21 protein-coding genes are annotated in these 24,098 nt (G+C 68.4%); 7 read left to right on the forward strand and 14 right to left on the reverse strand.

The genetic code is table 11. The features are described 5' to 3' along the window. Nucleotides 1-45: 45 nt before the first annotated feature. Nucleotides 46-651 carry a hypothetical protein gene (locus tag NV2_RS14460; protein WP_245662605.1) on the forward strand — a complete coding sequence of 202 codons (606 nt, stop codon included), beginning with the start codon at nucleotides 46-48 and terminating at the stop codon, nucleotides 649-651. 71 nt (nucleotides 652-722) lie between these two features. On the opposite strand, the gene NV2_RS14465 is transcribed toward NV2_RS14460, so the two are convergent. The 3 genes from NV2_RS14465 to NV2_RS14475 all read right to left on the reverse strand — a co-directional run bounded on the left by NV2_RS14465 (nucleotide 723) and on the right by NV2_RS14475 (nucleotide 5,467). After that, a complete protein-coding gene (locus NV2_RS14465) occupies nucleotides 723-3,227 on the reverse strand; it encodes an ABC transporter permease (RefSeq protein WP_067873415.1) in 2,505 nt (834 codons plus the stop codon). Between the two features lie 157 nt (nucleotides 3,228-3,384). Further along, entirely contained in the window at nucleotides 3,385-4,149 is a 765-nt protein-coding gene (locus tag NV2_RS14470; RefSeq protein WP_067873418.1) for an ABC transporter ATP-binding protein, read from the reverse strand. Between the two features lie 70 nt (nucleotides 4,150-4,219). Further along, nucleotides 4,220-5,467 carry a serine/threonine-protein kinase gene (locus NV2_RS14475; protein WP_084474671.1) on the reverse strand — a complete coding sequence of 416 codons (1,248 nt, stop codon included), beginning with the start codon at nucleotides 5,465-5,467 and terminating at the stop codon, nucleotides 4,220-4,222. Nucleotides 5,468-5,562: 95 nt separating this feature from the next. Here NV2_RS14475 and NV2_RS14480 point away from each other — a divergent pair, with 95 nt between their 5' ends. Next, nucleotides 5,563-6,333: a deoxyribonuclease IV gene (locus tag NV2_RS14480; protein ID WP_067873421.1), complete on the forward strand. Its 771-nt coding sequence runs from the start codon at nucleotides 5,563-5,565 to the stop codon at nucleotides 6,331-6,333. A 105-nt stretch (nucleotides 6,334-6,438) separates the two neighbouring features. Next, nucleotides 6,439-7,368, forward strand: a complete 930-nt coding sequence (locus tag NV2_RS14485) for a TauD/TfdA dioxygenase family protein (RefSeq protein ID WP_067873424.1) — start codon at nucleotides 6,439-6,441, stop codon at nucleotides 7,366-7,368. A gap of 91 nt (nucleotides 7,369-7,459) precedes the next feature. Here the strand turns inward: NV2_RS14485 and NV2_RS14490 are convergent, their stop codons facing one another. Beyond that, entirely contained in the window at nucleotides 7,460-7,711 is a 252-nt protein-coding gene (locus NV2_RS14490; protein WP_157102907.1) for a hypothetical protein, read from the reverse strand. Between the two features lie 297 nt (nucleotides 7,712-8,008). Between NV2_RS14490 and NV2_RS14495 the strand changes: the two genes are divergently transcribed. Continuing rightward, nucleotides 8,009-8,620, forward strand: a complete 612-nt coding sequence (locus NV2_RS14495; protein WP_067873427.1) for a hypothetical protein — start codon at nucleotides 8,009-8,011, stop codon at nucleotides 8,618-8,620. A 114-nt stretch (nucleotides 8,621-8,734) separates the two neighbouring features. On the opposite strand, the gene NV2_RS14500 is transcribed toward NV2_RS14495, so the two are convergent. The 4 genes from NV2_RS14500 to NV2_RS14515 all read right to left on the reverse strand — a co-directional run bounded on the left by NV2_RS14500 (nucleotide 8,735) and on the right by NV2_RS14515 (nucleotide 13,795). Then, nucleotides 8,735-9,862, reverse strand: coding sequence for an acyl-CoA dehydrogenase family protein (locus tag NV2_RS14500; RefSeq protein WP_067873430.1), 1,128 nt, complete (start codon nucleotides 9,860-9,862; stop codon nucleotides 8,735-8,737). A gap of 9 nt (nucleotides 9,863-9,871) precedes the next feature. Beyond that, nucleotides 9,872-11,044 carry an acyl-CoA dehydrogenase family protein gene (locus NV2_RS14505; protein ID WP_067873492.1) on the reverse strand — a complete coding sequence of 391 codons (1,173 nt, stop codon included), beginning with the start codon at nucleotides 11,042-11,044 and terminating at the stop codon, nucleotides 9,872-9,874. Nucleotides 11,045-11,322: 278 nt separating this feature from the next. Beyond that, nucleotides 11,323-12,009: a TetR/AcrR family transcriptional regulator gene (locus tag NV2_RS14510; RefSeq protein WP_307613563.1), complete on the reverse strand. Its 687-nt coding sequence runs from the start codon at nucleotides 12,007-12,009 to the stop codon at nucleotides 11,323-11,325. After that, complete coding sequence (locus NV2_RS14515; RefSeq protein ID WP_157102908.1) at nucleotides 11,966-13,795, reverse strand: DEAD/DEAH box helicase; 1,830 nt, start codon at nucleotides 13,793-13,795, stop codon at nucleotides 11,966-11,968. Before NV2_RS14515 ends, NV2_RS14510 begins: the two co-directional genes overlap by 44 nt. 337 nt (nucleotides 13,796-14,132) lie before the next feature. Here NV2_RS14515 and NV2_RS14520 point away from each other — a divergent pair, with 337 nt between their 5' ends. Beyond that, the gene (locus tag NV2_RS14520) at nucleotides 14,133-14,930 is read left to right on the forward strand and encodes a carbon-nitrogen hydrolase family protein (RefSeq protein WP_067873500.1); all 798 of its coding nucleotides are present in this window, start codon (nucleotides 14,133-14,135) and stop codon (nucleotides 14,928-14,930) included. 12 nt (nucleotides 14,931-14,942) lie between these two features. Next, entirely contained in the window at nucleotides 14,943-15,587 is a 645-nt protein-coding gene (locus NV2_RS14525; RefSeq protein WP_067873433.1) for a phosphoribosyltransferase, read from the forward strand. A 28-nt stretch (nucleotides 15,588-15,615) separates the two neighbouring features. Here the strand turns inward: NV2_RS14525 and NV2_RS14530 are convergent, their stop codons facing one another. The 4 genes from NV2_RS14530 to NV2_RS14545 are packed head-to-tail and all read right to left on the reverse strand — an operon-like array spanning nucleotide 15,616 to nucleotide 18,901. Continuing rightward, a complete protein-coding gene (locus NV2_RS14530; protein ID WP_067873437.1) occupies nucleotides 15,616-16,371 on the reverse strand; it encodes an ESX secretion-associated protein EspG in 756 nt (251 codons plus the stop codon). Nucleotides 16,372-16,419: 48 nt separating this feature from the next. Beyond that, entirely contained in the window at nucleotides 16,420-17,835 is a 1,416-nt protein-coding gene (locus NV2_RS14535; RefSeq protein WP_067873440.1) for a PPE domain-containing protein, read from the reverse strand. Next, nucleotides 17,828-18,238 (reverse strand): hypothetical protein, encoded by a 411-nt coding sequence (locus NV2_RS14540; protein ID WP_067873443.1) that lies wholly within the window; start codon nucleotides 18,236-18,238, stop codon nucleotides 17,828-17,830. Before NV2_RS14540 ends, NV2_RS14535 begins: the two co-directional genes overlap by 8 nt. Nucleotides 18,239-18,253: 15 nt before the next feature. Further along, nucleotides 18,254-18,901 (reverse strand): alpha/beta hydrolase, encoded by a 648-nt coding sequence (locus NV2_RS14545; protein ID WP_067873446.1) that lies wholly within the window; start codon nucleotides 18,899-18,901, stop codon nucleotides 18,254-18,256. 163 nt (nucleotides 18,902-19,064) lie between these two features. Between NV2_RS14545 and NV2_RS14550 the strand changes: the two genes are divergently transcribed. Then, nucleotides 19,065-22,265: a bifunctional RecB family nuclease/DEAD/DEAH box helicase gene (locus NV2_RS14550; protein ID WP_245662606.1), complete on the forward strand. Its 3,201-nt coding sequence runs from the start codon at nucleotides 19,065-19,067 to the stop codon at nucleotides 22,263-22,265. A 4-nt stretch (nucleotides 22,266-22,269) separates the two neighbouring features. Here NV2_RS14550 and NV2_RS14555 read toward each other — a convergent pair whose 3' ends face one another. Together NV2_RS14555 and NV2_RS14560 are read right to left on the reverse strand one after the other, a co-directional pair. Further along, complete coding sequence (locus tag NV2_RS14555; protein ID WP_067873503.1) at nucleotides 22,270-23,448, reverse strand: alanine racemase; 1,179 nt, start codon at nucleotides 23,446-23,448, stop codon at nucleotides 22,270-22,272. 81 nt (nucleotides 23,449-23,529) lie between these two features. Next, nucleotides 23,530-24,006, reverse strand: a complete 477-nt coding sequence (locus NV2_RS14560; RefSeq protein WP_245662607.1) for a TetR family transcriptional regulator — start codon at nucleotides 24,004-24,006, stop codon at nucleotides 23,530-23,532. Nucleotides 24,007-24,098 lie beyond the last annotated feature (92 nt).

The following is a 24,098-nucleotide window of genomic DNA, read 5'->3' on the forward strand; positions in this document are numbered from 1 at the left end:
ACGGGTCGCGCGCCGCCGCGGAAATCGACGCGATAACTTGGATATGTGTTGAAGAATTCCGTAGCCACGACGGCAGGAGCATGGCGGGCAGGTGACGACACCTCGGTGTCGTTTCGGGAGGCGGCAGTCGCCTGGGCCTTGGCAGCCCACGCCGAACTGGCCGAAACCGCGACCGGATACGGGCATTTCATCACAGTGAACGAGTTGGCCGAGCGGATTCAGGAAGTCTCCGGTGTGCACACCGAGGCTCCCACGCGTACCTGGATGGCCGCGATTCTGCGCAAGGTCGCCCGGCGCTGCCACTCCGCGGGCGAGCCGCCGCTGACCGCACTGTGTGTGCGACAGAACCACACCGTCGGCAACGACTACAAGTACGTGCTCGAGCTTGCCGGCCTGCCGATTCCGGAAGATCTGGAACTGCACGCCGCCTACGCCCGCTGGCAGTGCTACCAGCATTACGGTGCGGAAATGCCCGCCGAAGTCGGCGTCCCACCGCTCACCCCCAAGGTCGATGCGCGCCGCCGCGGCCGCAGTGCCGCGAAACCCACCACCGCGGTGAAGGAAGACACGACCGCCGAGCCGCGTGCCGCGGTGTGCTCACAATGCTTCATCCAGCTGCCCGCCGGTGGGGTCTGCGAATACTGTCTCTGACCCCGACACCGCACGGACACTGCTCGACCGGGCCGCCGACTGCGCACAGTGGGCGGCCCGTCGGGTATCTGTCAGAGATCGCTGATCGCTGCCAACGGCGGTGTCCGCGCCGCGCGCACCGCCGGCCACAGCGCCGCCAGCACACCCACCACGGCCGAGCCGATCAACATCGCGACGACCTGAGACCACGGCACCGCGATCGTGCTCAAGCCCAGATCCGACAGGGTGCGCAGGAATCCGACCCCCAAACCCAGACCGAGCACCACACCCACCACGGCACCGAACACCGCGATCAACATCGACTCGAGGTAGATCGTGCGACGCACCTGCGGCCGTTGCATACCGACCGCACGCAACATGCCGATCTCCCGCCGCCGCTCCACCACCGACAAGGCGAGGGTGTTGACGATGCCCAGAATCGCGATCACCACCGCCAACGCCAGCAGTCCGTACAGGATCGCCAGCATCATGTTGATCTGCTGCGCCTGCGCCCCCTTGAACTGCTCCCGGTCCTGCACCTGCACGACCACATACGGTGCGGTCGCCTTCTCCAGGGCACCGCGCATCGCGGTCGGGTCCGCTCCGGGCGCAGCATCGACCAGCACGATCAGGTCGGTACGCAAGGCCACCGGCATCACCTGGTCGTACAGCTCCGGTGACACCATCAGCGGACCCAGCAACTGGGCGTCGGCGTACACGCCGGCGACGGTCACCGAGAACTTCTTGTTGTCCACGCTGGTGACCTCGACGCGATCTCCGGCGTGCCAATGCTGTTCATTCGCTTCGGTTTCCGAGACCAGAATCGAGTCGCGTTCCAGGGTGTCGGTCCCCTGCCGAATGTCGTAGCGCAGCACGCTGCCCATCGCGCCGTCCGGCGAGGTCCCGGTCACCTGATCGTCGCCGACCTGCAATGCCACCGGTCGGAATGCCACCGCATGCGTGACACCGTCGACATGGCGCGCCGCCTCCGCCGCCCCGGGCGGCACCCCGATCATCTGCGGACCGGTGAGCACGTAGTCGGCCTCCACCCCCTTGTCGACCAGATCGCTGACGCTGGCCTTCGCCGACGCGCCCAGCATGCCGATCGCGGTGACCAGCATCAGCCCCAGTGTGAGTGCGAACGCGGTGGCGGCCGTGCGCCGCGGATTGCGCACCGCATTGTTGTGCGCCATCGCTCCGATCGACCCGAACGGCCGCACCAGCAGTCCCAATGCGCCGAGCACCGGACGCGACAGCGCCGGTGCCGCGAAAAGCACTGCGAAAATCAATGCCGCGGCGCCGATTCCCACCGTCACCGCCGCGTTGCCGCCGGTATTGCGGGCACCCAGCACCACCAGAATCACGCCGATCACCGCGAGCACCACACCGATCGCGGTGCGCACCCGCAACGACTCACCGACCGAGGCGAACTCCTCACGCATGGCCTCCACCGGTGGGATGCGGGACGCGCGCCGGGCCGGTGCATACGCGCTGGCCACCGTCACCACCACCCCGATCACCACCGCCACGGCCACGGTGCGCGGCGCCACCGACATACTCCCGGTGGGCAGGCCGAGGTCGAAGGCGTTCAGCAGTGCCGACAGCCCGAAGGCCAGGCCGATACCCCCGGCCAACCCGAGCAGGCTGCCGATCAGGCCGATCGCGAACGCCTCGGAGACCACCGACAATCCGACCTGCCGGCGACCGGCGCCGACCGCCCGCAGCAGCGCCAGCTCGCGCAGTCGTTGCGCCACGATCATCGAGAAAGTGTTGTAGATGATGAACGTTCCCACCAGCAGCGCTATCGCACCGAAGGCCAGCAGGAAGTAGTTCACGAACTTCAGGGCGTTGCCGAGCTGTTCCTTCGCGTCGGCCCGGACCTGATCACCGGTCTGCACCTTCAGATCCGGTACCACCTTCGCGAGCCGGTCACGCAGCACCTCCGCCGAAACCCCCGGCGCCGCAGCCACATCCACATAGGCGACGTGGGAGCCGTCGGTGAACAGCTCCCGCGCCTGCGTGTCGTCGAACAGCACGCCGAGGAACCCGCCGGTATCGGAGGACACGTCGTAGATGCCGGCGAGGGTCACCTCGATGGTGCCGTGCGCGGGAATCAAGACCTTCGTCCGGTCGCCGACGTGCAGCCCGGCCCGCTCGGCGCCCCCGGAGTTGAGCCCGATCTGTCCCGGCTGCGACGGCGGTGCCCCCGCGACGAACCGGTCCGGTTCGGCCACCGCCCGCTCGGGCGGCAGATACGACCGGCCGACACTCGGCGCGCCACCGGTCTGCACGGCGTGACCGTCCTGCAGCAGCACGATCGGCCCCTGCACCGCGGGCGCCACCGTCCGGACACCGTCGGTGCCGGCGATCCGGTCGACCAGATCGTTGGACACTCCCAGCGACCGCGCATCCTCGGGCTGCACCCGCACGTCCACGCCCTTCGCCTCATCGGCGAAGATACCGTCGAAGGTGCGCTGCAAACTGTCGGTGAACACGAACGACCCCGCCACGAAAGCGGTACCGAGAATCACCGACAACAACGTCAACGCCAGCCGCACCTTGTGCGCAGCGAGATTACGCAAGACCACCTTGCGCATAGGAGCCCCGGACACCCTCAGCCCTCCCGTGCCATGCGGGACACCCGCACCCGATCGGGACAACGAGCCGCTCCGCGATTGTCACTCATCGTCCCCGCCAATCTGCGGGACACCCGCACCCGGTCGGGCCGATGAGCCGCTCCGCGATTGTCGCTCATCATCCCTCCAGGGACTTCATGCGGTCGAGTACCGAATCGGCTGTGGGGCCGCGTAGTTCGTCGACTATGCGGCCGTCGGCGAGGAAGATCACGCGGTCGGCGTAGGAGGCTGCGTGGGGTTCGTGTGTCACGATGACCACGGTCTGGCCGAATTCGTCCACGGCCGCGCGCAGGATCGACAGCACCTCTCCCGAGGATCGCGAATCCAGATTTCCGGTCGGTTCGTCACCGAAGACGATGTCGGGCCGGCCGACCAGTGCGCGGGCACACGCCACACGTTGCTGCTGCCCGCCCGACAGCTCGCTGGGCCGATGGTCGAGCCGATCACGCAACCCCAGCCGATCGATCACGGTATCCAGCCACTGCCGGTCCGCCGCACGGCCCGCGATATCCAGCGGCAGCGTGATGTTCTCCAGTGCGGTCAGCGTCGGCACCAGGTTGAATGCCTGGAAGACGAAACCGATCCGGTCGCGGCGCAACCGGGTCATCTGCTTGTCGGACAGACCGGTCAGCGCGGTATCGCCGATGTGCACGGCGCCCGAGGTCGCCGTGTCCAGACCCGCCAGGCAATGCATCAGAGTGGACTTACCGGATCCGGACGGGCCCATGATCGCGGTGAACTCGCCCTGTACGAACTCCGCGCTCACCCCGTCCAGGGCGCGGACCCGGGTATCCCCGGACCCGTACAGCTTCGTCAGGTCGGTCGCACGGGCCGCGACCTTGGTCGCGGTGGCGGGATCGGTGCCCACGGCATCGGCAATCATGCCCCCAGTGTGACCAACGCGCCCGGTCCGCGCCATCGGGGTTGTCCCCCCATTTTCCGGGGGCCGGGGACTAGGCGGTAGCCAGTACGACCAGCACCACCAGCAACAGCACCACCACGCCGACGATGATCCCGATGATCAGTCCGGTATTGGACTTCTGCGCGGGAGCCGGCCGATATCCGTACGGCTGGTTGTACTGACCGCCCCCGCCGTAGTTCGGCTGGTTCACCGGGGCCATACCGTTCGGCTGCGGCTGGGCCATCGGTTGCGGCTGGGCCATCTGATAGGGGTGCGGCGCAGCCCCCGGATGCGGTTGCGCCATGGGATGTGGCTGTGACATCTGCCGCGCGGCCTGCGGGACCGAGGGCCCGGTCGTCGGCCGCGGCATCTGGGCGTGATTGGCCGGCCCGGTCGGTGGGCGGCCCTGCGTCGCCATCGGCGGGCCGGTATACGGGCGCCCGGCGGTCGGCATCCGGGGGACGCTCTGCGGTGACACGGCCCGGCGGGCGGCGGCCGCGAATTCGGCACAACTGCCGAAGCGGTCCGCCGGACGCTTCGACATGGCTTTGAGCAGGACCGGATCCAGGGCGGCAGGCAGGTCGCGGCGCACGCTGCTCAGCGCCGGCGGCGGTCCCTGCAGATGTCCCCGGATCACCGCGGCCGGATTCGGCGCGTTGAACGGGCCCCGTCCGGTGAACAACCAGAACAGGCTGCAGGCCAGCGAGTACTGGTCCGAACTACCGTCGAGCGGGGCACCGGTGAGCTGTTCGGGTGAGGCGTAGGCCAGCGTCGCGGTGAAGGTGCCGGTCTGGGTGAGGTGGCCGCTGTCGTCGCGCAGCCGGGCGATACCGAAGTCGGTGAGGTAGACCCGCTCACCCTTACCTCCGGTGGAGCGAGCCAGGAGCATATTGCCGGGCTTCACGTCACGGTGCATGACCCCGGTGCCGTGCGCGTAATCCAATGCCTCGCCGACCTCGGCGATGATCTGCACCGCACGTTCGGGCGGCAGTTTCTTCGGGTCCACACTCGAGGCGTCGATACCGTCGATGTACTGCATCGAGATCCAGAGCTGGCCGTCCTCGAGCCCACGGTCGTAGACCGTGACCACCTTGGGATGGTCGAGCTGGGCGACCAGGTCGGCCTCGCGTTCGAATCGGGCCCGGATCTCCGGATCCGCCACCATTTCCCGGTTGAGCAGCTTCAGCGCGGTCATCCGCGGCAACCGCGGATGTTTGGCGAGATACACCTGTCCCATACCACCGCGGCCCAACAGTCGTTCGATGACGTAGCCCGCGAACACATCGCCGTTGGCCAGCATGCCCGCTCCCACTCCCGTGCCGAAAACACGACCATAGCAGCCCACGAGAAGGCGCTGCTGCGCGTTTGTCGGTGGCGACCGATACGCTCTCTACCATGCGCATTGGAGCACACGTCCGCCAAGACAGTGATCCGATCGGCTTCGGCGAGCGGCTGGGCGCCGAAGTGATCCAGATGTTCGTGGTGGACCCACAGAGCTGGGACAAACCACAGCCGCACCCGCAGGCCGAGCAGATCAAGGCCAGCCCGATCGACGTCGTGGTCCACTCCTCGTATCAGATCAACGTGGCCAGTACGAACAACCGCCTGCGGATGCCCTCGCGCAACGCGGTGGCGCTGCAGGCGCAGGCCGCGGCCGATCTGGGCGCGTTCGGCCTGGTCGTGCACGGCGGGCATGTGCGCTCGGATGCCGAGCGCGAGGCCGGAATCGTCAACTGGGGCAAGCTGTTCAGCCGCCAGCAGGACAAGGGCGGGTTCGCGGTGCCGATTCTGGTGGAGAACACCGCCGGTGGTAATCACGCCATGGCACGCCATTTCGATTCGATCGCCCGGCTGTGGGACGAGATCGGTGACTACGGCGCCGGGTTCTGCCTGGACACCTGCCATGCCTGGGCCGGCGGTGAGGAACTGATCGGTGTGGTGGAACGGATCCGCGCCATCACCGGACGCATCGATCTGGTGCACCTGAACTCCTCGCGCGACGACTTCGACTCCGGCGCCGACCGGCATGCCAACTTCGCCGACGGCACCATCGATCCGCAGTTGCTCGCCGAGGTCTGCCGCACCGCCGATGCCCCGGTCGTGCTCGAAACACCCGCCGATGGCGTCGCCGACGACCTGGCCTACCTGCGCGAACACGTCGGCTGAGGCCCGGCCCGGCCGGCGGCTTGTAATCGCGGTGACCGTAACCCTGGTTGCCCGCGGGCCACGATGGTGTGCTCGGACCACAGCAGTCCGAACGAAAGGCCCGCCATGACAGTCGATCAGGTAGCACCATCGGTAACGGTCACGAAGCTGGGCACCCACATCGGTGCTCGGATCGAGGGGGTCCGGCTGGGCGGGGATCTGTCCCCGGAGGAGGTCGCCGCGATCCGGTCCGCCCTGGGCGAGCACAAGGTGATCTTCTTCCGGGAGCAACACCATCTCACCGAGGACGGTCAGTACGAATTCGCCGAACTACTCGGCAGCCCCACCACCCCGCATCCGACGGTGACGTCGAAAGGGGTGAAGAGCCTGGCGATCGACTCCCATCACGGCCGCGCCAACAGCTGGCACAGCGATGTCACCTTCGTCGATCGCATTCCCAAGGCGTCCATCCTGCGGGCGGTGCAACTCCCGGCCTACGGCGGCTCCACCACATGGGCGTCGACGGTCGCGGCCTACGAATCGCTGCCCGATCCGCTCAAGCGCCTGGCCGAGGGATTGCGAGCCCGGCACACCAATCAATACGACTACGCGGCGACGACCGATGATCGGCCCGATGCGAATTCGCGCGCCTACCGCGAGGAATTCGAATCCACCTACTACGAGACCGAACATCCGGTGGTGCGCGTGCACCCCGAAACCGGTGAGCGGGCACTGCTGCTGGGCCATTTCGTCAAACAATTCGTGGGCCTGTCCGGCAACGAATCCCATGCGTTGTTCCGCTTGTTCCAGGATCGGGTGACCCGGCTCGAGCACACCACCCGCTGGAACTGGGCACCCGGCGATGTCGCGATCTGGGACAACCGGGCCACCCAGCACTACGCGATCGACGATTACGACGGTGCCGAACACCGCAAGCTGACCCGCATCACACTGGCCGGCGATATCCCCGTCGGTGTGGACGGCAGCGCGAGTACGGTCCTGACCGGCAATGCCGAGCACTACTCGATCGTCGAAGAGCTTCCCCACGCGGCCTGACGGAACCCACCCTTGACCTGAAGTCAGGTTGAGAATTTAGGTTCGGGTGCACACCGCTCGCCCTAGGCGCGCGCTCTGAACGGCGGCTGCCTCAAGCAGATTCGTTGGTGTCCGCGCGCAGCTTCAGCAGAACCAAGCCGGATGTGAACGCCAGAATCAAACCGACCACGGTGATTTCGACACGAAGCCCGGCGATGCCGAGCACCGCGCCGACCAGCCCACCCAGGAAGACCACCCACGCCACAATGCGAGCGGTAGCCATCCAAGCGGTGCGCGAGGATCCGGCCCCGACCGAATCATCCTGCGACACCACGCGTGTGGGGGATGTCGAATAAGCTCCCATCACTTCTCCTCGATGACGCCTGCCGAGACGTTCGAATCCGAAAAGTTCGAATCATCGGCGTCGCCGGCACGCATCACGCGTCGCACATGTAACTTCGCTCACAAGGTACTCGTTCGTCACCAAAACTCCATAAGACACGTCGGTGCGACACGCCGCATGTGACTATTTCGTTATTTGAGCACGTAGCGTTTCAGGTTACTGTCCGGTATTTTGCCCACCGGCAGCGCGTTCTGGCCCTGCCGACCGGTCTCCGATACTGTGAGGCCCACTCGGAACAGTTGAGGGAGCACCACATCCATGGACGACAGGGTGGACACGGGGGATCGCGCGGATGCCGAAACCTCCGGCCGCCTACAGCTGAACGGCCGCCTGAACATGAAGGTGGCAGGTCCGGCCATGGCGGCCGGGGCGGTGTCGCTCGGGCTGGTGCTGATCGGCGCCTGCGGGATCGGACAGGACGACGTATATGTCGCCCCGCCGCCGCTCGCAGCCGATCTGCAGGTGGCCTCGACGCCGGTGAAGCAGGTGAGCGGCACCACCACCGCCCAGGTGGTGATCCCGCCCTCGCCGACCTGGCGAGTCGCGGTGAACACTCCCCCGCGTCGCACCACCACCTCCGCCCCCACCACGATGGAATCGACGGAGTCCGTCGAGTCGACCGGTTCACGGCCGAGCGACCTGCCGTCCCGGCCGCCGACCACGACGTACAGCACCACGCGCACCACCGAACCGGAGACCCCCGAGACTTCCGACCGCGCAGACGGCTTCACGATCCCCGACACCACCCACAGCGACTCGAGCGACACCGAAGAGACCACGACCACTCGCCCGTACCCGAGCACGGAATCGTCCCCCACCACCGACTCGTTCTTCTCCGACGACGGCTACGAACCGTACGAGGACAACTGAGCCTGCGCCCGGCCCTCGGGTCCCGGCCACTCGTGCGATGAAAAGGGCGGTGGTCACGCGGATCCGCGACGACCACCGCCCCACGGCATCAGCAGATGCCGGCTGCGCTGACGATCAGAGTTCGGCCAGGCCGTACTCGCCCACCCTGCTGCTCAGCACGCCGAGGTGCTCGCGTCGCCCACCCAGCGTCTGGTCGATCGCGGTGAGCCGGGCGACGTAGTGCCCGACCGGATATTCGGTGGTGATGCCGATACCGCCGTGCATCTGCACCGCTTCCTGGCCGACATGACGGGCCCCGCCGCCCACCTGCAGACGCGCACGCGACACCGCCGTCGCCACCTCGGTCACCTCGGCGAGCGCGGCCGTCGCGTAGTAGCTCATGCTGCGCGCCAGTTCCAGCGAGACGTACATGTCGGCGGCGCGCTGGGTCAGTGTCTGGAACTTCGACAAGGTGACGCCGAACTGCTTGCGGGTCTTCAGATATTCGGTCGTCAGGCGCAGTGTTTCGGTCATCGCACCGATCGATTCCGCGCACAGGCTCGCCTGGGCGGCATCGAGGGCACTCGCGACCGCTGCCGCGGCATCCGCGTCGGCACCGAGCAATTCGGCGGGCGCAGAGGCGAATTCGACCTGCGCGCCACGACGTCCGTCGAAAGTGCGATACGGCGTGCGAGTGACCCCGTCGGCATCGGCGGCCACCGCGAAGACGCGGGTCGTGCCGTCGTCCGCCCGTGCGGTGACGATCAGTTCACCCGCACAGTCACCGTGCGGAACCCGGCTCTTCACACCGGTCAACCGGTAACCGTCGCCGTCGGCGGTCGCGGTGGTGGAGATCGCCAGATCGGGCCAGCGTGACCCGGCTTCCTCATGTGCGAAGGCCAGCAGCAGGCTGCCGGCGACGACCTCGGGCAGGATGCGCTGCCGCTGTTCGGCGGTGGCCACCGCCGCGACCACCCCACCGGGTAGCAGCACGGCGTCCAGCAGGGGTTCGGGCGCCAGCCGAGCGCCGATCTCCTCCATCACGACCATGGTCTCCACGGGCCCCGCCCCGACACCGCCGTCGGACTCGCTGAAAGCGAGCCCCAGCACACCCAGCTCGGCCAGCTGCGACCAGACCTCACGGCTCCAGCCGAGTTCGGTGTCGACCACCTTCAGCCTGGTCTCCGGATCGTAGGTGCGGGCCAGCAGATCGCGCACCGTATCGCGCAGCATGACCTGTTCATCGGTGAGTTCGAAATCCATGATGCCGCCTCACAATCCGAGGATGGTGGAGGCGATGATGGTGCGCTGCACCTCGTTCGAGCCTCCGTAGATGCTGGTCTTGCGGTAGTTCAGATAGGTGGGGCCGGTGCGCTGCGCCCACTCGGGTGCGCCGATGCCGGTCGCTCCCACCGGGACGGCGTCCGGACCGGCGACATCGAGCATCAGCTCGGTGGCGGCCTGCTGCAGTTCGGTACCTCGCAGTTTCAGCACCGACGACACCGGATTCGGCTTGCCCTCCGCGGAATTGGCGACCACCCGCAGCAGCGTCAACTCCAGCGCCAGCAGCTCGTTCTCCAGCTCCGCGACCCGGGCGGCGAAGACCGGATCCTCGAGCAGCGTCCCGGCACCGGATTTGATCTGTGCCGCATGTTCTTTCGCGGTGGCGATCACCACCTTGGTGTGACCGACGCCGGCGATGCCGGTGCGCTCGTTGCCGAGCAGGAACTTCGCGTAGGTCCAGCCCATGTTCTCCTCGCCGACCAGCTGATCGGCGGGCACCCGGACGTTCTCGAAGAAGACCTCGTTCACCTCCTGCCGGCCATCGACCAGTTTGATCGGCCGGATGGTGACACCGGGCGAATTCACGTCGAACAGCAGCATGGAGATGCCGGCCTGCTTCTTCGGCGCATTCGGATCGGTGCGAACCAGGCAGAAGATCCAGTCGGCGTACTGCGCGAGCGTGGTCCAGATCTTCTGCCCGTTGACGATGTAGGAATCGCCGTCGCGCACCGCGGTGGTGCGCAGCGAGGCCAGATCCGATCCCGCGTCGGGCTCGGAAAATCCCTGGCACCACCAGATGTCCAGCGCGGCGGTCGGCGGCAGGAAACGCTGTTTGAGTTCCTCGGAGCCGAACTGGGCGATGACCGGGCCGATCATGTTGGCGTTGAAGGTCAGCGGCTCGGGCACACACGCCAGCTGCATCTCGTCTTCCCAGATGTGGCGCTGCATGGGCGTCCAGTCCTGGCCACCCCACTGCACCGGCCACTTCGGTACGGCGATTCCACGCTCGTGCAGCAGTTTGTGGTTCGCGACGATGTCCGCACGGGTGAGTTCCCGGCCGTTTTCGACCTTGTCCCGGATTTCGGCCGGAATCTCGGTCCGGAAGAACGTCCGTAGTTCGTCCCGGAAGGCCACCTCATCGGATGACAGGGCAAGTTTCATGGGCATCTCCCACCGTTCGGCGAAGGTTCGCATCGAATCTACGCCTCGAATCGAACCGCTCAACGATCGGATCATAAACGGCGAATCACCTGAAAGCCGCGCAGCACATCCCACCGCCGGATCACCATCGCCGATGCGGAACCGTTAGGTTGCGGGACACCGAAGCCGGACCGCCGTCATGCCCCCACAAGCTCACTAAGTTAATTAAAGTTCGCATCCGGGCACGGCTCGGTGGCACGACGAGACGGGGCTTTCCCGTGCCGGTGGGGTAACCCCGTTCACCGGCTCGCCAACAGTGCGGTGAGCCAGCGCAGGACCACGGCCCGGAATTCGTCGGGATTGTTCGGCGCAGGATCCGAGTCGAGTGCCCGGGCACCCACGAGACTGTCGAAAAGCAGTCCCTCCAGCAGACTGATCAAGTCACGTGCCGCCCGGGACGGGTCCGGCGCGTCCAGCGACACCATCAGATCCCGAGCCGCCGCACGGGAGAACAGGCAGCCCGCCAGTGCGCGGCGCAGCTCGTCGTCCGCAGCGGCATCGGCGGCCAGCGCGTAGCGAGCGAGGGCGTCGCGGCGGCGCTCGCCGGTCAGGAGTGCGAGCTGATCGGCGATCAGCCTCGCGGCACCGTCGACCGGATCGTCGTGGACCGCTTCCGCCGCCAGCGCGGTGTGAAACGCGGTGCGCGAGGCCGTGGTCAACGCGACGATCGCCGCGTGCAGCAGCTCGCCGCGAGTGCGGTAGTAGTACGAGGTCGACCCGCGCGCGATGCCCAGCCGATCATCGATGCCGTGATGGGTCACGGCCCGATTGCCACCCTCGGCAGCCAGTTCCAGCGCGGCCGCGCAGATGGCATCCCGGCGCGACGGACGGCCCGTCGCGCCCGCGGTGTCTGGTAGTGGCTGCGGCAGTGCTCGCCTCCGGTCAGCTGCGCGGCTTGCGGCGGTCGAACTTGCGACCACCCTCACGCCGGGGACCACGGCTCATCGGGCGATGCGACGGCGGCCCCTGATCCAGCTGCAGCTGAATGAGAACGCCACTGATCCGGGTACGCCGCAGTGCGTCCAGCGTCGCCGAGGACAGGTCCGCCGGCAGTTCGACGAGGCTGTGATCGGGCCGGATGCTGATATGCCCGAAATCGCTACGCCGCAGGCCGCCCTCGTTGGCGATGGCGCCGACGATCGCGCCCGGCACCACGCGGTGCCGCTTACCGACCGCGATCCGGTAGGTCGCCATCCCTTCCGCGGTGGGGCGCGGACGCGGCGGGCCGTCGTGGCGGCGCTCGCCGCGCTCCTCGCGCGGACCACGTTCGCGGCGCGGCGGGCGCACCGGCTCGGGCTCGGCCTCCATGAAGAAGCTGTCCCCCTCGTGCCCGCCGACGGCCAACGCGGCGGCGATATCGGCGAGCGGGATGTTGTGCTCGGCCTCGTAGTCCTCGACGAGCTTGCGGAACAACGCGAGATTCGGCGAGGCCAGATTCTCGGTGATCGCGTCGTGGAACTTGACCACGCGCTGCGCGTTCACATCGTCGACACTCGGCAGCTGCATCTCGGTGAGCGGCTGACGGGTGGCCCGCTCGATCGCGTCGAGCAGGCGACGCTCGCGCGGTGCGACGAACAGCAGCGCCTCACCACTGCGCCCGGCCCGGCCGGTGCGTCCGATGCGGTGCACATAGGACTCGGTGTCGTGCGGGATGTCGTAGTTGACCACATGTGAGATGCGATCCACGTCGAGGCCGCGTGCCGCCACATCGGTGGCGACCAGGATGTCCAGGGTGCCGGCCTTGAGCTGACCGATGGTCCGCTCGCGCTGGTTCTGCGCGATATCTCCGTTGATGGCGGCGGCCGAGTACCCGCGCGAGCGCAGTTTCTCGGCCAGCTCCTCGGTGGCCTGCTTGGTGCGGACGAAGATGATCATCGCCTCGAACGGCTCGACCTCGAGAATCCGGGTCAGCGCGTCGAGTTTGCGCTGATGCGAGACATGCACCCAGCGCTGCGTGATGTTGGTGTTGGTCGACGTCTTGGACTTGACCGTGATCTCGACCGGATTGTCCAGGTACTGCTTGGAGATCTTGCGGATCACCGACGGCATGGTCGCCGAGAACAGCGCCACCTGCTTCTCCACGGGAGTGTCGCGCAGGATGCGCTCGACGTCCTCCTGGAAGCCCATCTTCAGCATCTCGTCGGCCTCGTCGAGGACCAGATACCGCAGCTGGGTCAGATCGAGGGTGCCGCGCTCCAGATGGTCGATGACGCGGCCCGGCGTACCGACGACGACCTGCGCGCCACGGCGCAGACCGGATAATTGCACGGCATAGTTCTGGCCACCGTAGATCGGCAGCACGTGCACCCAGGGCAGATGCGCCGAGTACTTGCCGAATGCCTCGGCGACCTGGATCGCCAGCTCGCGAGTGGGCGCCAGCACCAGCGCCTGCGGCGGCTTCGAACGCTTCTCCAGCCCCATCAGGATCGGGATGGCGAAGGCGGCCGTCTTACCGGTACCCGTCTGCGCCAGGCCCACCACATCGGCGCCGGCCAGCAGTGGCGGAATGGTGGCCGCCTGGATCGGGGAGGGCGATTCGTACCCGACATCGGCGATAGCCGCCAGCAACCGATCGTCGATGCCGAGATCGGCGAACGATGGCTCGAGTGCGGTGGCGGTGTCGGCGGGTCCTTCGTGCGTGCGCTGGGCCGCGCTGTCGGGACTGTCGTCCCCGTCGCCGCTGGGAACGCTGTCGACCGATGAGGTATTCATATTGACCAGCATTTTAATGCCTCGCGGTGGCCGCCCGAACCATCGGGCCAATACGGTGGGACCTATGCAACCGCAGCAGCCGGCCCCGCGGGCCGTTCCGGAATCCGCCGAAACCCTGCGGCCCACCGCATCTGCAGTCGGCGCGCCGGATTCTCCGCCCGCCGGTGAGGCGGGGACAAGTGACGAACCGAACATCTCCGGCACGGCCGGAACGACCGGTAACGTGACCTACTCGGCCACCGTCGACGGTGATTCCGCCGCACCGGGCGAATCCGGCACCACCGACCGGGCGCGCCCGCAGGAGCGGCACGACGACACCCCGCACCCGGCGGAGTGGATCGATATCGCGGTCGTGCAGTTCGGGCCCTACACCGACAAGGCGGCCAACCTCGCCGCACTGCGCGAGCACGTTCGCGCAGCCACCGAGCACGGCGCGAAGGTGGTCGTCGCCCCCGAATACTCGATGTTCGCGGTGACACGACTCGACGAGCGGGTGGTAGCGGCGGCCGAGCCGCTGACCGGCGAGTGGGTCAGCGAATTACGCGGGCTCGCCGCCGAATTCGATGTGCACGTGGTCGCCGGGGTGGTCGAGACACCGGGTGGGGAGGACGCCGGGCGGATCTACAACACCCTCGTCGCCGTCGGACCCGACGCCGAATTCGCCGCGATCTACCGCAAGGTGCATCTCTACGACGCCTTCGGCTTCCGGGAATCGGAAGTGGTGGCACCCGGACCGATCGCCGAGCCCGCCACCTTCACCGTCGATGGTGTGGTCTTCGGCCTGCAGACCTGCTTCGACCTGCGATTCCCCGAGAGCTGCCGCCGAGTGGCCGCCGCCGGTGCCCATGTGCTGCTGCTCCCGGCGCAATGGATTCCGGGCCCGGGCAAACTCGATCAGTGGACCACCCTGCTGCGCGCCCGTGCCATCGAGAACACCGTGTACGTGGCCGCAGCCGACCATTGCGCCCCGCGTGGTGCCGGCGCATCGATGATCGTCGATCCGTCGGGGACCCTGCTGGCCGAGCTGACCGATTCGCCGGGTATCGCCGGCAGCCGGGTGGACCTCGACCATCTGCGCCGGGTCCGCGCCACCAATCCGAGCTTGAGTCTGCGCAGGTTCACCATCGAGCCATAGACTGGTCACACCATGATCTATCCGGACCGGTGGGCGGCCGGACACACGCTGGGTCAATCACTGCTGCACCTGCGGGCGAGCAATCCCCTGGTGCTGGGGCTGCCGCGGGGTGGGGTTCCCGTCGCGGCAGCGGTACGGCAGGTCGTCGGCGGAGATCTGGATGTCCTGCTGGTCCGCAAGCTGGGCGTGCCGTGGCAGCCGGAACTGGCGATGGGGGCCATCGGTGAGGGCGGCGTCCGGGTGCTCAACGACGATGTGGTCCGTCGATCCGGAATCCGCGGCGATCAGATCGAGTCCGTGGAAGCCGCGGAGCGGGCGGAACTGTCGCGGCGGGAACGGCTGGTGCGGGAGCGGGTACCGCGGGTGTCGCTGCAGGACCGCACCGTAGTGGTCGTGGACGACGGTATGGCGACCGGCGCGACCGCGGCCGTGGCCTGTCGGGTCGCGCTGACCCATCGCCCACGGTGGATCACGATGGCGGTACCGGTGGCCGCCCCCGAAGCGCTCGACAGACTGCGCGGACTGGTTCGCGAGACCGTGTGCCCGTACCTCCCACGCTCACTGGGCGGGGTCGGCGGGGCCTACCACGATTTCCATCAGCTCGGCGACGAGGAAATGCTGGACCTGCTGCCCACCTCGGCGCCCCCCGACCGGTGACCGCGGGCCGGAACCGCACGGTCATCGGTCACCACTGTTGTGCCTCGGCGACAACGCGTTCCGCGGCCGCCACTATCGGGCGCAACTGGGCGGCGAAGGATTCCGCGGTAACCCCGACGATGTCGACATCCGCGCGGGTCCGCACCGCATAGCGGCCGTCGCCGGTGACGTCGAACCAGCACAGCACGCCGAGCGGCCGCATCGCGTCGTCGGCACGGCGTGCCGAGACCACGATCTGTCCGATCCCGTCGCGGGGTTGCCGGAGCAGTCGCCGCATTCGCGCGGTGGTCGTGGGCCCCGCGACCGGTACCGTCACCAGATCACGACTGTCCTCGCGGACCCGGTCCAGCGGAGCGGTGTGCGGCGGCTGGGTGCCGGGAACGTTCTCCGGCAGCAGGGAGACGACCCGCGCCGCGAGATTGTTCGAGTTTCCCACGAACAGTCGCACCTCCCCGCCCCGATCGGGTCGGTCGCCGGGCCGCTGGGCCGCCACCACGGTGATCTGCCCGGCCGCTGTTCCCAGCACCCGCACCAACTGGGATCCGCCCGTACGCTGCTCACCGAAGACCTCGACACTCACCGACGGCCGGGCGAGGATCCGCAGCGCCGCCTCGAGGTCGGGATCCAGTGTGCGCTCACACCATTCGGTCAGCTCCGGGAGCTGCGCGGTGCGTTCGACGCTGTCGCGCGCCGAGCAGCGGACCGCGAGCGGATACGGAATCCGGTCGCCGTCGATGCGCTGCCAGGCCATCGCGAACTGGTCCGGGGTCAGAGTCCATTTCACGGCCGCCGGACCGCCTCGACAGCCGTTGCGCCGGTAGTTCGGCGGCGCTCAGCTCTCATCGGACCATTCCCCCAGTACCGGGGGCGTGGTGGGGTCGAGCTGCCCGATCAGCGCGCCTCCGGGCTCGGCCGGTTCCAGGAAGGTCGGCTCGTCGAAATCGAGATAGTAGTCCTCGTCCTCGTCACCGAATTCGTCGAACTCGTCGTCGGTGCGGACCGGCTGCTTGGGTACCTGGGACGAGCCCTGCCGCACGGCGTCACCGGCCGCGAAGACACCGCCGGCCAGACCGCCCATGACCCCGGCCCCCATTCCGGAGATCGAGTCGGCGCCGGATGCCCGATCGTCGCGCTCGTCCTGTTTCCCCGGCTCGGTGCTCTGCGAATTCGAGGCGGGACCGGAACTCGCCGCGGTGGTCGCGGCGGCGGCTGGAGAGGTGCTCGGGGCAGCTGCGGGTGATACGGGCGGCGGCGCGACCGGACCGGCCGGCGCGACGGGAGTCGCCGCAGCCACCGCGGGTGCCGATGCCGTATTCGACGGCGGCACCACCTGATTCGCGGCGGGCATCGCAGGCGTCTCGGGCGCCACGGCGGCGGCCACTGTCGCACCCGGTGCCGCGACGAACCGGGCGGGCTCGGGGAGGGTGGGGGCCGCGACGGCGGCGGGAGCGACCGCGGGCTCTTGCGCGGAGGACTCGTCCGCGGTCGGCCGATCGGCGGGAGGCGGGTCATCGGACCGCTCGCCGGATCCGGGCACCGCCACGGGCTGCTGCACACCGGGACCGGACTCGGTTGCCGCTGTGGGGATCAGCCGCGCGGGATCACCGGCCAGGTCGGTCCGGCCGTCGCCCGGCACCGGCGCGCCCGGCTCCGGGGGTGCGATATTCGGATACATGCCACCCTCCGGGAAGGCGGGCACGCTGTTACCGCTGGCGAGGAACACCCCGGTATAGACCGACTCCATCACCCGGACCGTGTCCTGGCGCAGGTTCTCCGCCGCCTTCTGCAGCGCCGCGTTGGCGGCGGCCTGTTTCGGGTCCAGCAGTGCGGCTTCGAGATTCGGAGCCTGGTCGACCTGCTGCGATACCGAGGCCCGCAATGTCTCGGCTGCGTCGTTGGCCTGTGCGAGCCGGTCCCCGACGACGCCCATCACATCGGACAACTGCTGACCCAATTGCTCGAACGCGGTCACCGCGCCGGCCGCGAGCTGCGCCGCACCCCCGCGCCAGCCGTCCGCGATGGCGCCACGGATCTCGGTATGGGCCGACTGCACCGCCTCGGACACCCCGGACGCCGACTGCTGCCACACCTGACGGCCCGCGGTGAGCACTTCCGGATTCAATTCCAGCACACCGCGCTGGATATCGGCATGGGTGAGATTGTCGAACACCTCGGCGGTCGGTGCGTAGTCCGGATCGGTATGCCCGGGCTCCGGCTGCCAGGTTCCGTTCCCCCCGGGCCTATGCATGCCCGACCCTCGCCGGCGGCACGACGGTGCCCGCGATGGCCGCGGCGGCATCGGCGTCGTGCTGCCCGTAGGCTCCGCCGGCGGCACGCAGCATCTGCGCCAATTGCCGTGCGGCATCGGCATATTCCTGAAGGCGCGCGACCGCATCGTCGGCCTTGCCCTCGAATCCGTGGCGCAACGCCAGCCCCGATTCGAAGCCGCCGAACCCGGGCAGCGAAGCCGCGGCGGAAACCACCCGGAGCTGCGCTTCGACTTGTTCGGCGAGCGTCTCGTAGCGGCGGGCGCACCGCTCGTGCGTACCGTCCCCGACGAGTACGCCGTCCATCCACAGATCGCCGTCTTCCACCGCCTGGGCCAGCGCGCCGACCTCCGTGCGCAGATCCGCGTCTTCCCGCGAGTGCATTGCGGTCCCCCTTTCTCAACCCACTTCCGCGGCACCGTGACGGTGGGCCGCCCGCTCGCGAATCCACTCCGCGATATCGGCGGTCACTGCCGCTCGCACCGGTTCGTGCAGCAAATCGTGCCCGGCATCGGCGTACTCGCGCAACCCTACCGACCGGTGCCCGACCGTCCAGTCGCGTACCGCCTGGATCGGCGCACGGCGGTCGTCGGCTCCGTGCAGCGCCAGGATCGCGACGTCGGCCGGCACCGGCAATGCCGTGGCCCGCTTCGGGGTGCCGGTGATGATCAGTCCGGCGCATCCGGAACTCTCCGGTAGGACCGCCGCGGCGAGACAGGTCGCCGCGCCGAGCGAATGGCCCGCGAGGAAGTACGGCACCGCCGGCACCGTCCGCCGGATCAGCCCGGCCAGGGCGACGGCATCGGCCGCCAGCTCGACCAGCGTTCCGGGCGCCTGCGGATCACCTTCGCTGAGGCCCTGGCCCGCGGGATCCAGGCACCACGTATCGATTCCGCCCGCGGCCAGTGTCCGACCCAGGTGGTGATAATGCCCACTGTGCTGGCCCGATCCGGGCAGGAATTCGACCACTGCCACAGGTGGTGCGGAAGTCTCGACGCTCCAGCGCCGGTAGTGCATTCGGCCACGAGCTCCCGGAAAGTACGCCATAGTGCGAACCATTGTTCCCGATCCGACACGCACCCTCACGCCACGCCGTCCGACCTCGAATGATTACGCTGTTGCCCGACTCGGCACGCACCGTCGCGTCGGCCGCGTGCGGGTTTTCCGGAACTCAGGAGGACCGCGATTGATTTTGTTCGGTGATCGTGTCGTGTGCAGCACTGCTGCCCTGGTGAGGGCGGCGCGCTGCGAATTCGCGCTGCTCCGCGCGCTCGACGCCGAACTGGGCACCGTCACCGCACCGGACTCCGCCCTGCCACGGCTGCCCCTCGGCTCGACCGAGCCGGACGAGGCGGAACCGAACGCCGTCGAGGCAGCAGTTCGGATCGCTGCGCCCGCACCCACCCTCGAGGACCTGGCCCGCGCCCACGAGCAGACCGTGACGGCGCTGCGCGACGGCGCTCCCGTGGTGCTGGGGCCGACCTTCTTCGACGGCGAGTTCGCGGCCGGCTGCACGGCTGTCGTCCGCCTCCCCGGCAGTCCCGGGCTCGGGCTGCGCTCCCGGTCGCCGGTGCTGGACGTGGCGACGCTGATGGAGCTGTCCGCGTGCGCGGCCATGCTGCGGGACAACGGTTTCGAGGTCGACCCCTGGATTCGTTCGGGGGCCTCGTCCGGCACCGAGCCGATCCACGAACTACGGTCCGCGGAACCGGTGTACGCGGCACGGCGGCATCGGCTGAATACCATCATCGCCGCGAAACAGGACGAGTTGCTGCCCGTGCAGTGGGGCGACCGCCGCTATCTCGCGTGCGGACACTGCGAGACCTGCAGGGCAGAGCTGATCGCCGGCCGTGATCTGCTGCTGGTGGCGGGGATGCGGCCCGCGGTCCGGGCGCAGTTGCGCGACGCCGGGATCACCACGGTCGACCGGCTGGCCCAGGCCGATTCGTCGGTGACCGGCGTAGCAGCACAGACCTTTTCGACATTGCGCCGGCAGGCCGAACTACAACTGCGCCGGAAACGGACCGGCGAGCCGGCCTACGCGGTGACCGATGCGGCGGCATTCGGGGAACTGGCGCAGCCGGACGCCGGCGACGTATTCGTCACGCTCACCGGATCGGCGGTCGGAGTCGGGGTGGTGGCCCGGGGTGCGGACGGTGGCGACGGCGTGCTGTTGTTCCACACCTTCACCACCCACGACCCGGTGCCGCTGCTGGAATTTCTCGCCGACCGTCAGCAGCACTATCCGGACCTGCGGATCTACCATTACTGCTCACCGATCCGCCCGCTGCTCGCCGATCTGTGCGCACGCTGCGGAGCAGACGACGAAACCGCGGACGAACTACTCGGTGCGCTGCTGGATCTGTATCCGATCGTGCGCTCGGCCCTGCTGATCGGTGCCCGCTCCTACGCGCTGCCGGAAGTACTGGAACTGCTCGACCCGGATGCGGCGCCGATCGAGGGCGATCTCGAATCCCACTGCGCCGCAACAGTGCGTCTACGCGACCGGCTGGGCGAATTCGCGGCCCACCACGATATCGCGCCCTGCCCGGTACCGAGCCCGCTCGCCGCCGAGCAACCCACCGCGGTCGAGGCCGCGCTACGCGAGTTCGCCTTCGACTACGAGCAGACCCGCACCGGCGCCCAGCAGGCCGCGGCAGTGATGGCGGCCGTCCTCGGCTATCACCGGCGCGAACAGCAGCCGCTGCACTGGGCGCACGACGATCGGCTGCATCGCCCGATCGGCGAATGGGCCGATACACCGGGCGTCCTGGTCGCCGACTGGGCCGGTGTGGAGACCAAATGGCAGCACACCGACGACCGGCCGGTCCGGCGGTACCTGACCTTGATCGGCCGGTTGGGCACCGGCCGTCCGCCCCCACCCGGCACCCCCGTGCGCACGCTCTACGACGGTCAGGTACCCGATCTGCCGGCCACACCGGGCCGGCGAGCCACCGCCGCGGCGACGGTGCTGGGTTGCGCCCTGGACGACAATTTCGACGATGTGGTCCGGGTGGAGGAACTACTGCCGCCGGGCTGCGCGCCCTACGACGAACTGCCGGCCGCGATCGTGCCGGACCCACCGGGCCGCGACGAGAATCTGGAGCAGGCACTGGCAGTGGTCGCACACGAGCTGCTGATCACCCTGCCCGAGGTTCCGCATACGGCGGTGTTCGATCTGCTCTGCCGGCGCCGGCCACGGCTGCGCGAGTCCACCGCGCTGCCGGAGGTCTTCGGCGATTACGCGGCCGCCGTCACCGCCGCAGTCCTGGATCTGGACGACTCCTACCTCGCCGTGCAGGGGCCGTCGGGCACCGGTAAGACCGAGACCGCGGCACGGGTGATCGAACGCCTCGTGACCCGCTACAAGTGGCGGGTCGGTGTGGTCGCGGGCTCACATTCCGCAGCCGAGGCGCTGCTCGATGCGGTGGTCCGCGCGGGTGTCCTGCCCGAACTCGTCGCCAAATCGGATGCGCATACGGTGGCACCGGAATGGCTTGCCATCACCGCCGAATGGTATCCGCGTTTTCTGGACAATGCGGTCAACGGCTGCGTGATCGGTGGCCTGACAGCTGATTTCACCGACGCCGGACAGGTCGCGACCGGCAGCCTGGACCTGCTGGTCATCGCCGACGCGGGCTATTTCCCACTGGCCCAGGCGATCGCGGTCGGCACCGCCGCGCACAATCTGCTGCTGCTGGGCGATCCCGCTCCGCTGCCGGGCAACGGCCTGCATCCCGAGCCGGTGCACGAATCGGTACTCGGCCGGATCGTGGGCGAGCACCCCACCCTGCCCGCCGATTTCGGTTACTTCCTGGAACGCACCTGGCGGATGCATCCGCAGCTGTGCGGGCCGATATCGCGGCTGCGCTACGGCGGGCGGCTGCGCTCCAACGAGACCGTAACCCTGGCCCGCGAACTCGACGGGGTGGCGCCGGGAGTTCGGGCGGTACCGGTCGAACACCACGGCAACAGCACCGAATCCGCGGAAGAGGCCCGTGAGATCGTGCGCCAGGTGCGCTCGCTACTGGGCCGCACCTGGCGGCAGGGCGCACTGACCCGGCCGCTGCACCCACACGACATACTGGTGGTGGCTCCGTATCACGCCCAGGTCGCGCGGATCCGAATGTTGTTGTCGCGTGCTCGTATCGAAGATGTGGTGGTGGGTACGGCCGATCGATTCCGCGGCCGGGAGGCGGCGGTGGTGCTGATCTCGATGACCACCTCGGCACCGGGCGATGCCGCGGACGGGATGGACCGGCTGCTGTCGCGGCACTGGCTGACCACGGTCGTCTCGCGGGCGATGTGGTCGGCGGTCGTGATCGCTTCCCCGCTGCTCACCGACTACCTCCCCGAAACCCCGGCACAGCTACCCGATCTCGCGGCCTATCTCGAACTCACCGGCGGCTGAACCGCTAGCCGAAGTTGCGCCCCTCACCCCGGTAGGTCGGTACCGCGGTGCGGCGACCGTCGGGATCGACGAGGTGCAGCTGATCGAAGCGCTCGCAGAGCTCACCCGCTTTGGCGTGACGCATCCACACCCGATCCCCGACCGCCAACTTCCCGGCCCCGGTGAACGGGGTCTGCACCTCACCCGCCCCCTCGGTGCCGATCAGGCGCAAACCCTTGGGCCATACCGGTTTCGGCACCCGCGCGGCACCCGCCGGCCCGGAGGCGATATAACCGCCCGCAAAGACCGTGGCAATATCGGCCGCAGGTCGGCGCAGCACCGGCAGCGCGAAGTACAGCGCCGGATGCGGTGTGAAGGCGCGATATCCGTCGAACAGGGTCGGAACATAGAGGCCCGATCCGGCGGTCACCTCGGTGACCTCGGGCGCGGACACACTGACCTCGATCGAACCGCTGCCACCGCTGTTGACGATCTCGAGCTCGCCCACGGCCGCGCGGACCGCGTCGAGCACCTGTACCCGCCGCGTACCGATCTCGGACGCGGACAGACGTTTCACCACGCGCACAGCGGGATTGGTATCGGGCAGGCCCGCGATCTGCGCCTCGTAGGTCATCACACCGACCACCCGGAAGCCGCGGGCGCGGGCGGCGGCGGCCAGCTGCCCGGCCTGTTCCGGGGTGCGAATCGGGGAGCGGCGGACCCCTAGATGCAGTGGTCCGATCCGCAGCGACGCGTCGACGTCGAGACAGATCCTCGGGCTGACCCCGGCACCGCCGACCGCCGACCGGATCAGCTCGAGCTGAGCTACATCGTCGACCATGAGGGTGATCGCGTCCAGCGCGGCCGCATCGGCGCCGAGTCGGGCCAGTGCCGAGCGGTCGACGCTGGGGTATCCCAGCAGTATGTCGCGCGCACCGTGCCCGGCCAGCCACAGCGCCTCACGCAGTGAGTAGGACATGATCCCGGCGAATCCGCCCTGTCCGGTGAGCTGCGAGCCCAGCACTTCCTCGAGGACCGTGCGACAGCGCACCGATTTGCTCGCCACCCGGATCGGCACGCCGCGGGCGCGGCGAACCAGGTCGGCAGCATTGGCACGCAGTGCCCTCAGATCCAGAGCAGCCAGTGGTGGGTCCAGATCCGCGGTCGCGGCGTGCAGGTCGGCAATCGGCGACGCATCTGTCACATCCACCAGCCAATCACGAAACTGGTCATACGTCCAGAACCGTAGACAGCGCAACAGTGCCGACCACCAGCAGCAGCGGCGTCAGCGGCAAACAGCCTTCGTGGTCAGCGTCGATACCAGATCGTCGCACACCACCAGGATGATCTCGTCGTCTCCCTCGGCCAGCCAGCGCATCACGGCACCGTGCATGACGGCGACGACATAGGCCGAAATCGCCTCGACCGGTTCGAGCCATTCGGTATCGGACCGCTCGGCACAGAGCTTCAGGTACGCGCCGACCTCGGCATCCAGTTCACGGAACAACTCCGGCCCGGGCGTATCGGCCGGGTCCAGCCGATCCTCCCAGCGCCGCCGCAATGCGGCGACCGCCACCTCGAGGGTGTGAATCTGCCGTTGCGGCTTCGCCTTGATGGCCGGCCAGACGGCACTCACTCCGGCGTGCAGCAGAACGCGCAGCTTCCGTGTGCCATCACATTCGACGGCACCACAGGCCGTTTCGATGGCCTCCTGGACGGCCGGCCGCGGCCGGGTCCGGATCATTTCTCCACTAGCGCTCAACGACGACTCCCTCGGCGAAAGAACTCGCGCACCTCGCCTGCGCGGCTCGCTCAACGGGCTTTCGGATCAGGGGCGATCACTCCGAGCTGTCC

The organism is Nocardia vermiculata NBRC 100427, assembly GCF_001613265.1.
Lineage (GTDB): Bacteria > Actinomycetota > Actinomycetes > Mycobacteriales > Mycobacteriaceae > Nocardia > Nocardia vermiculata.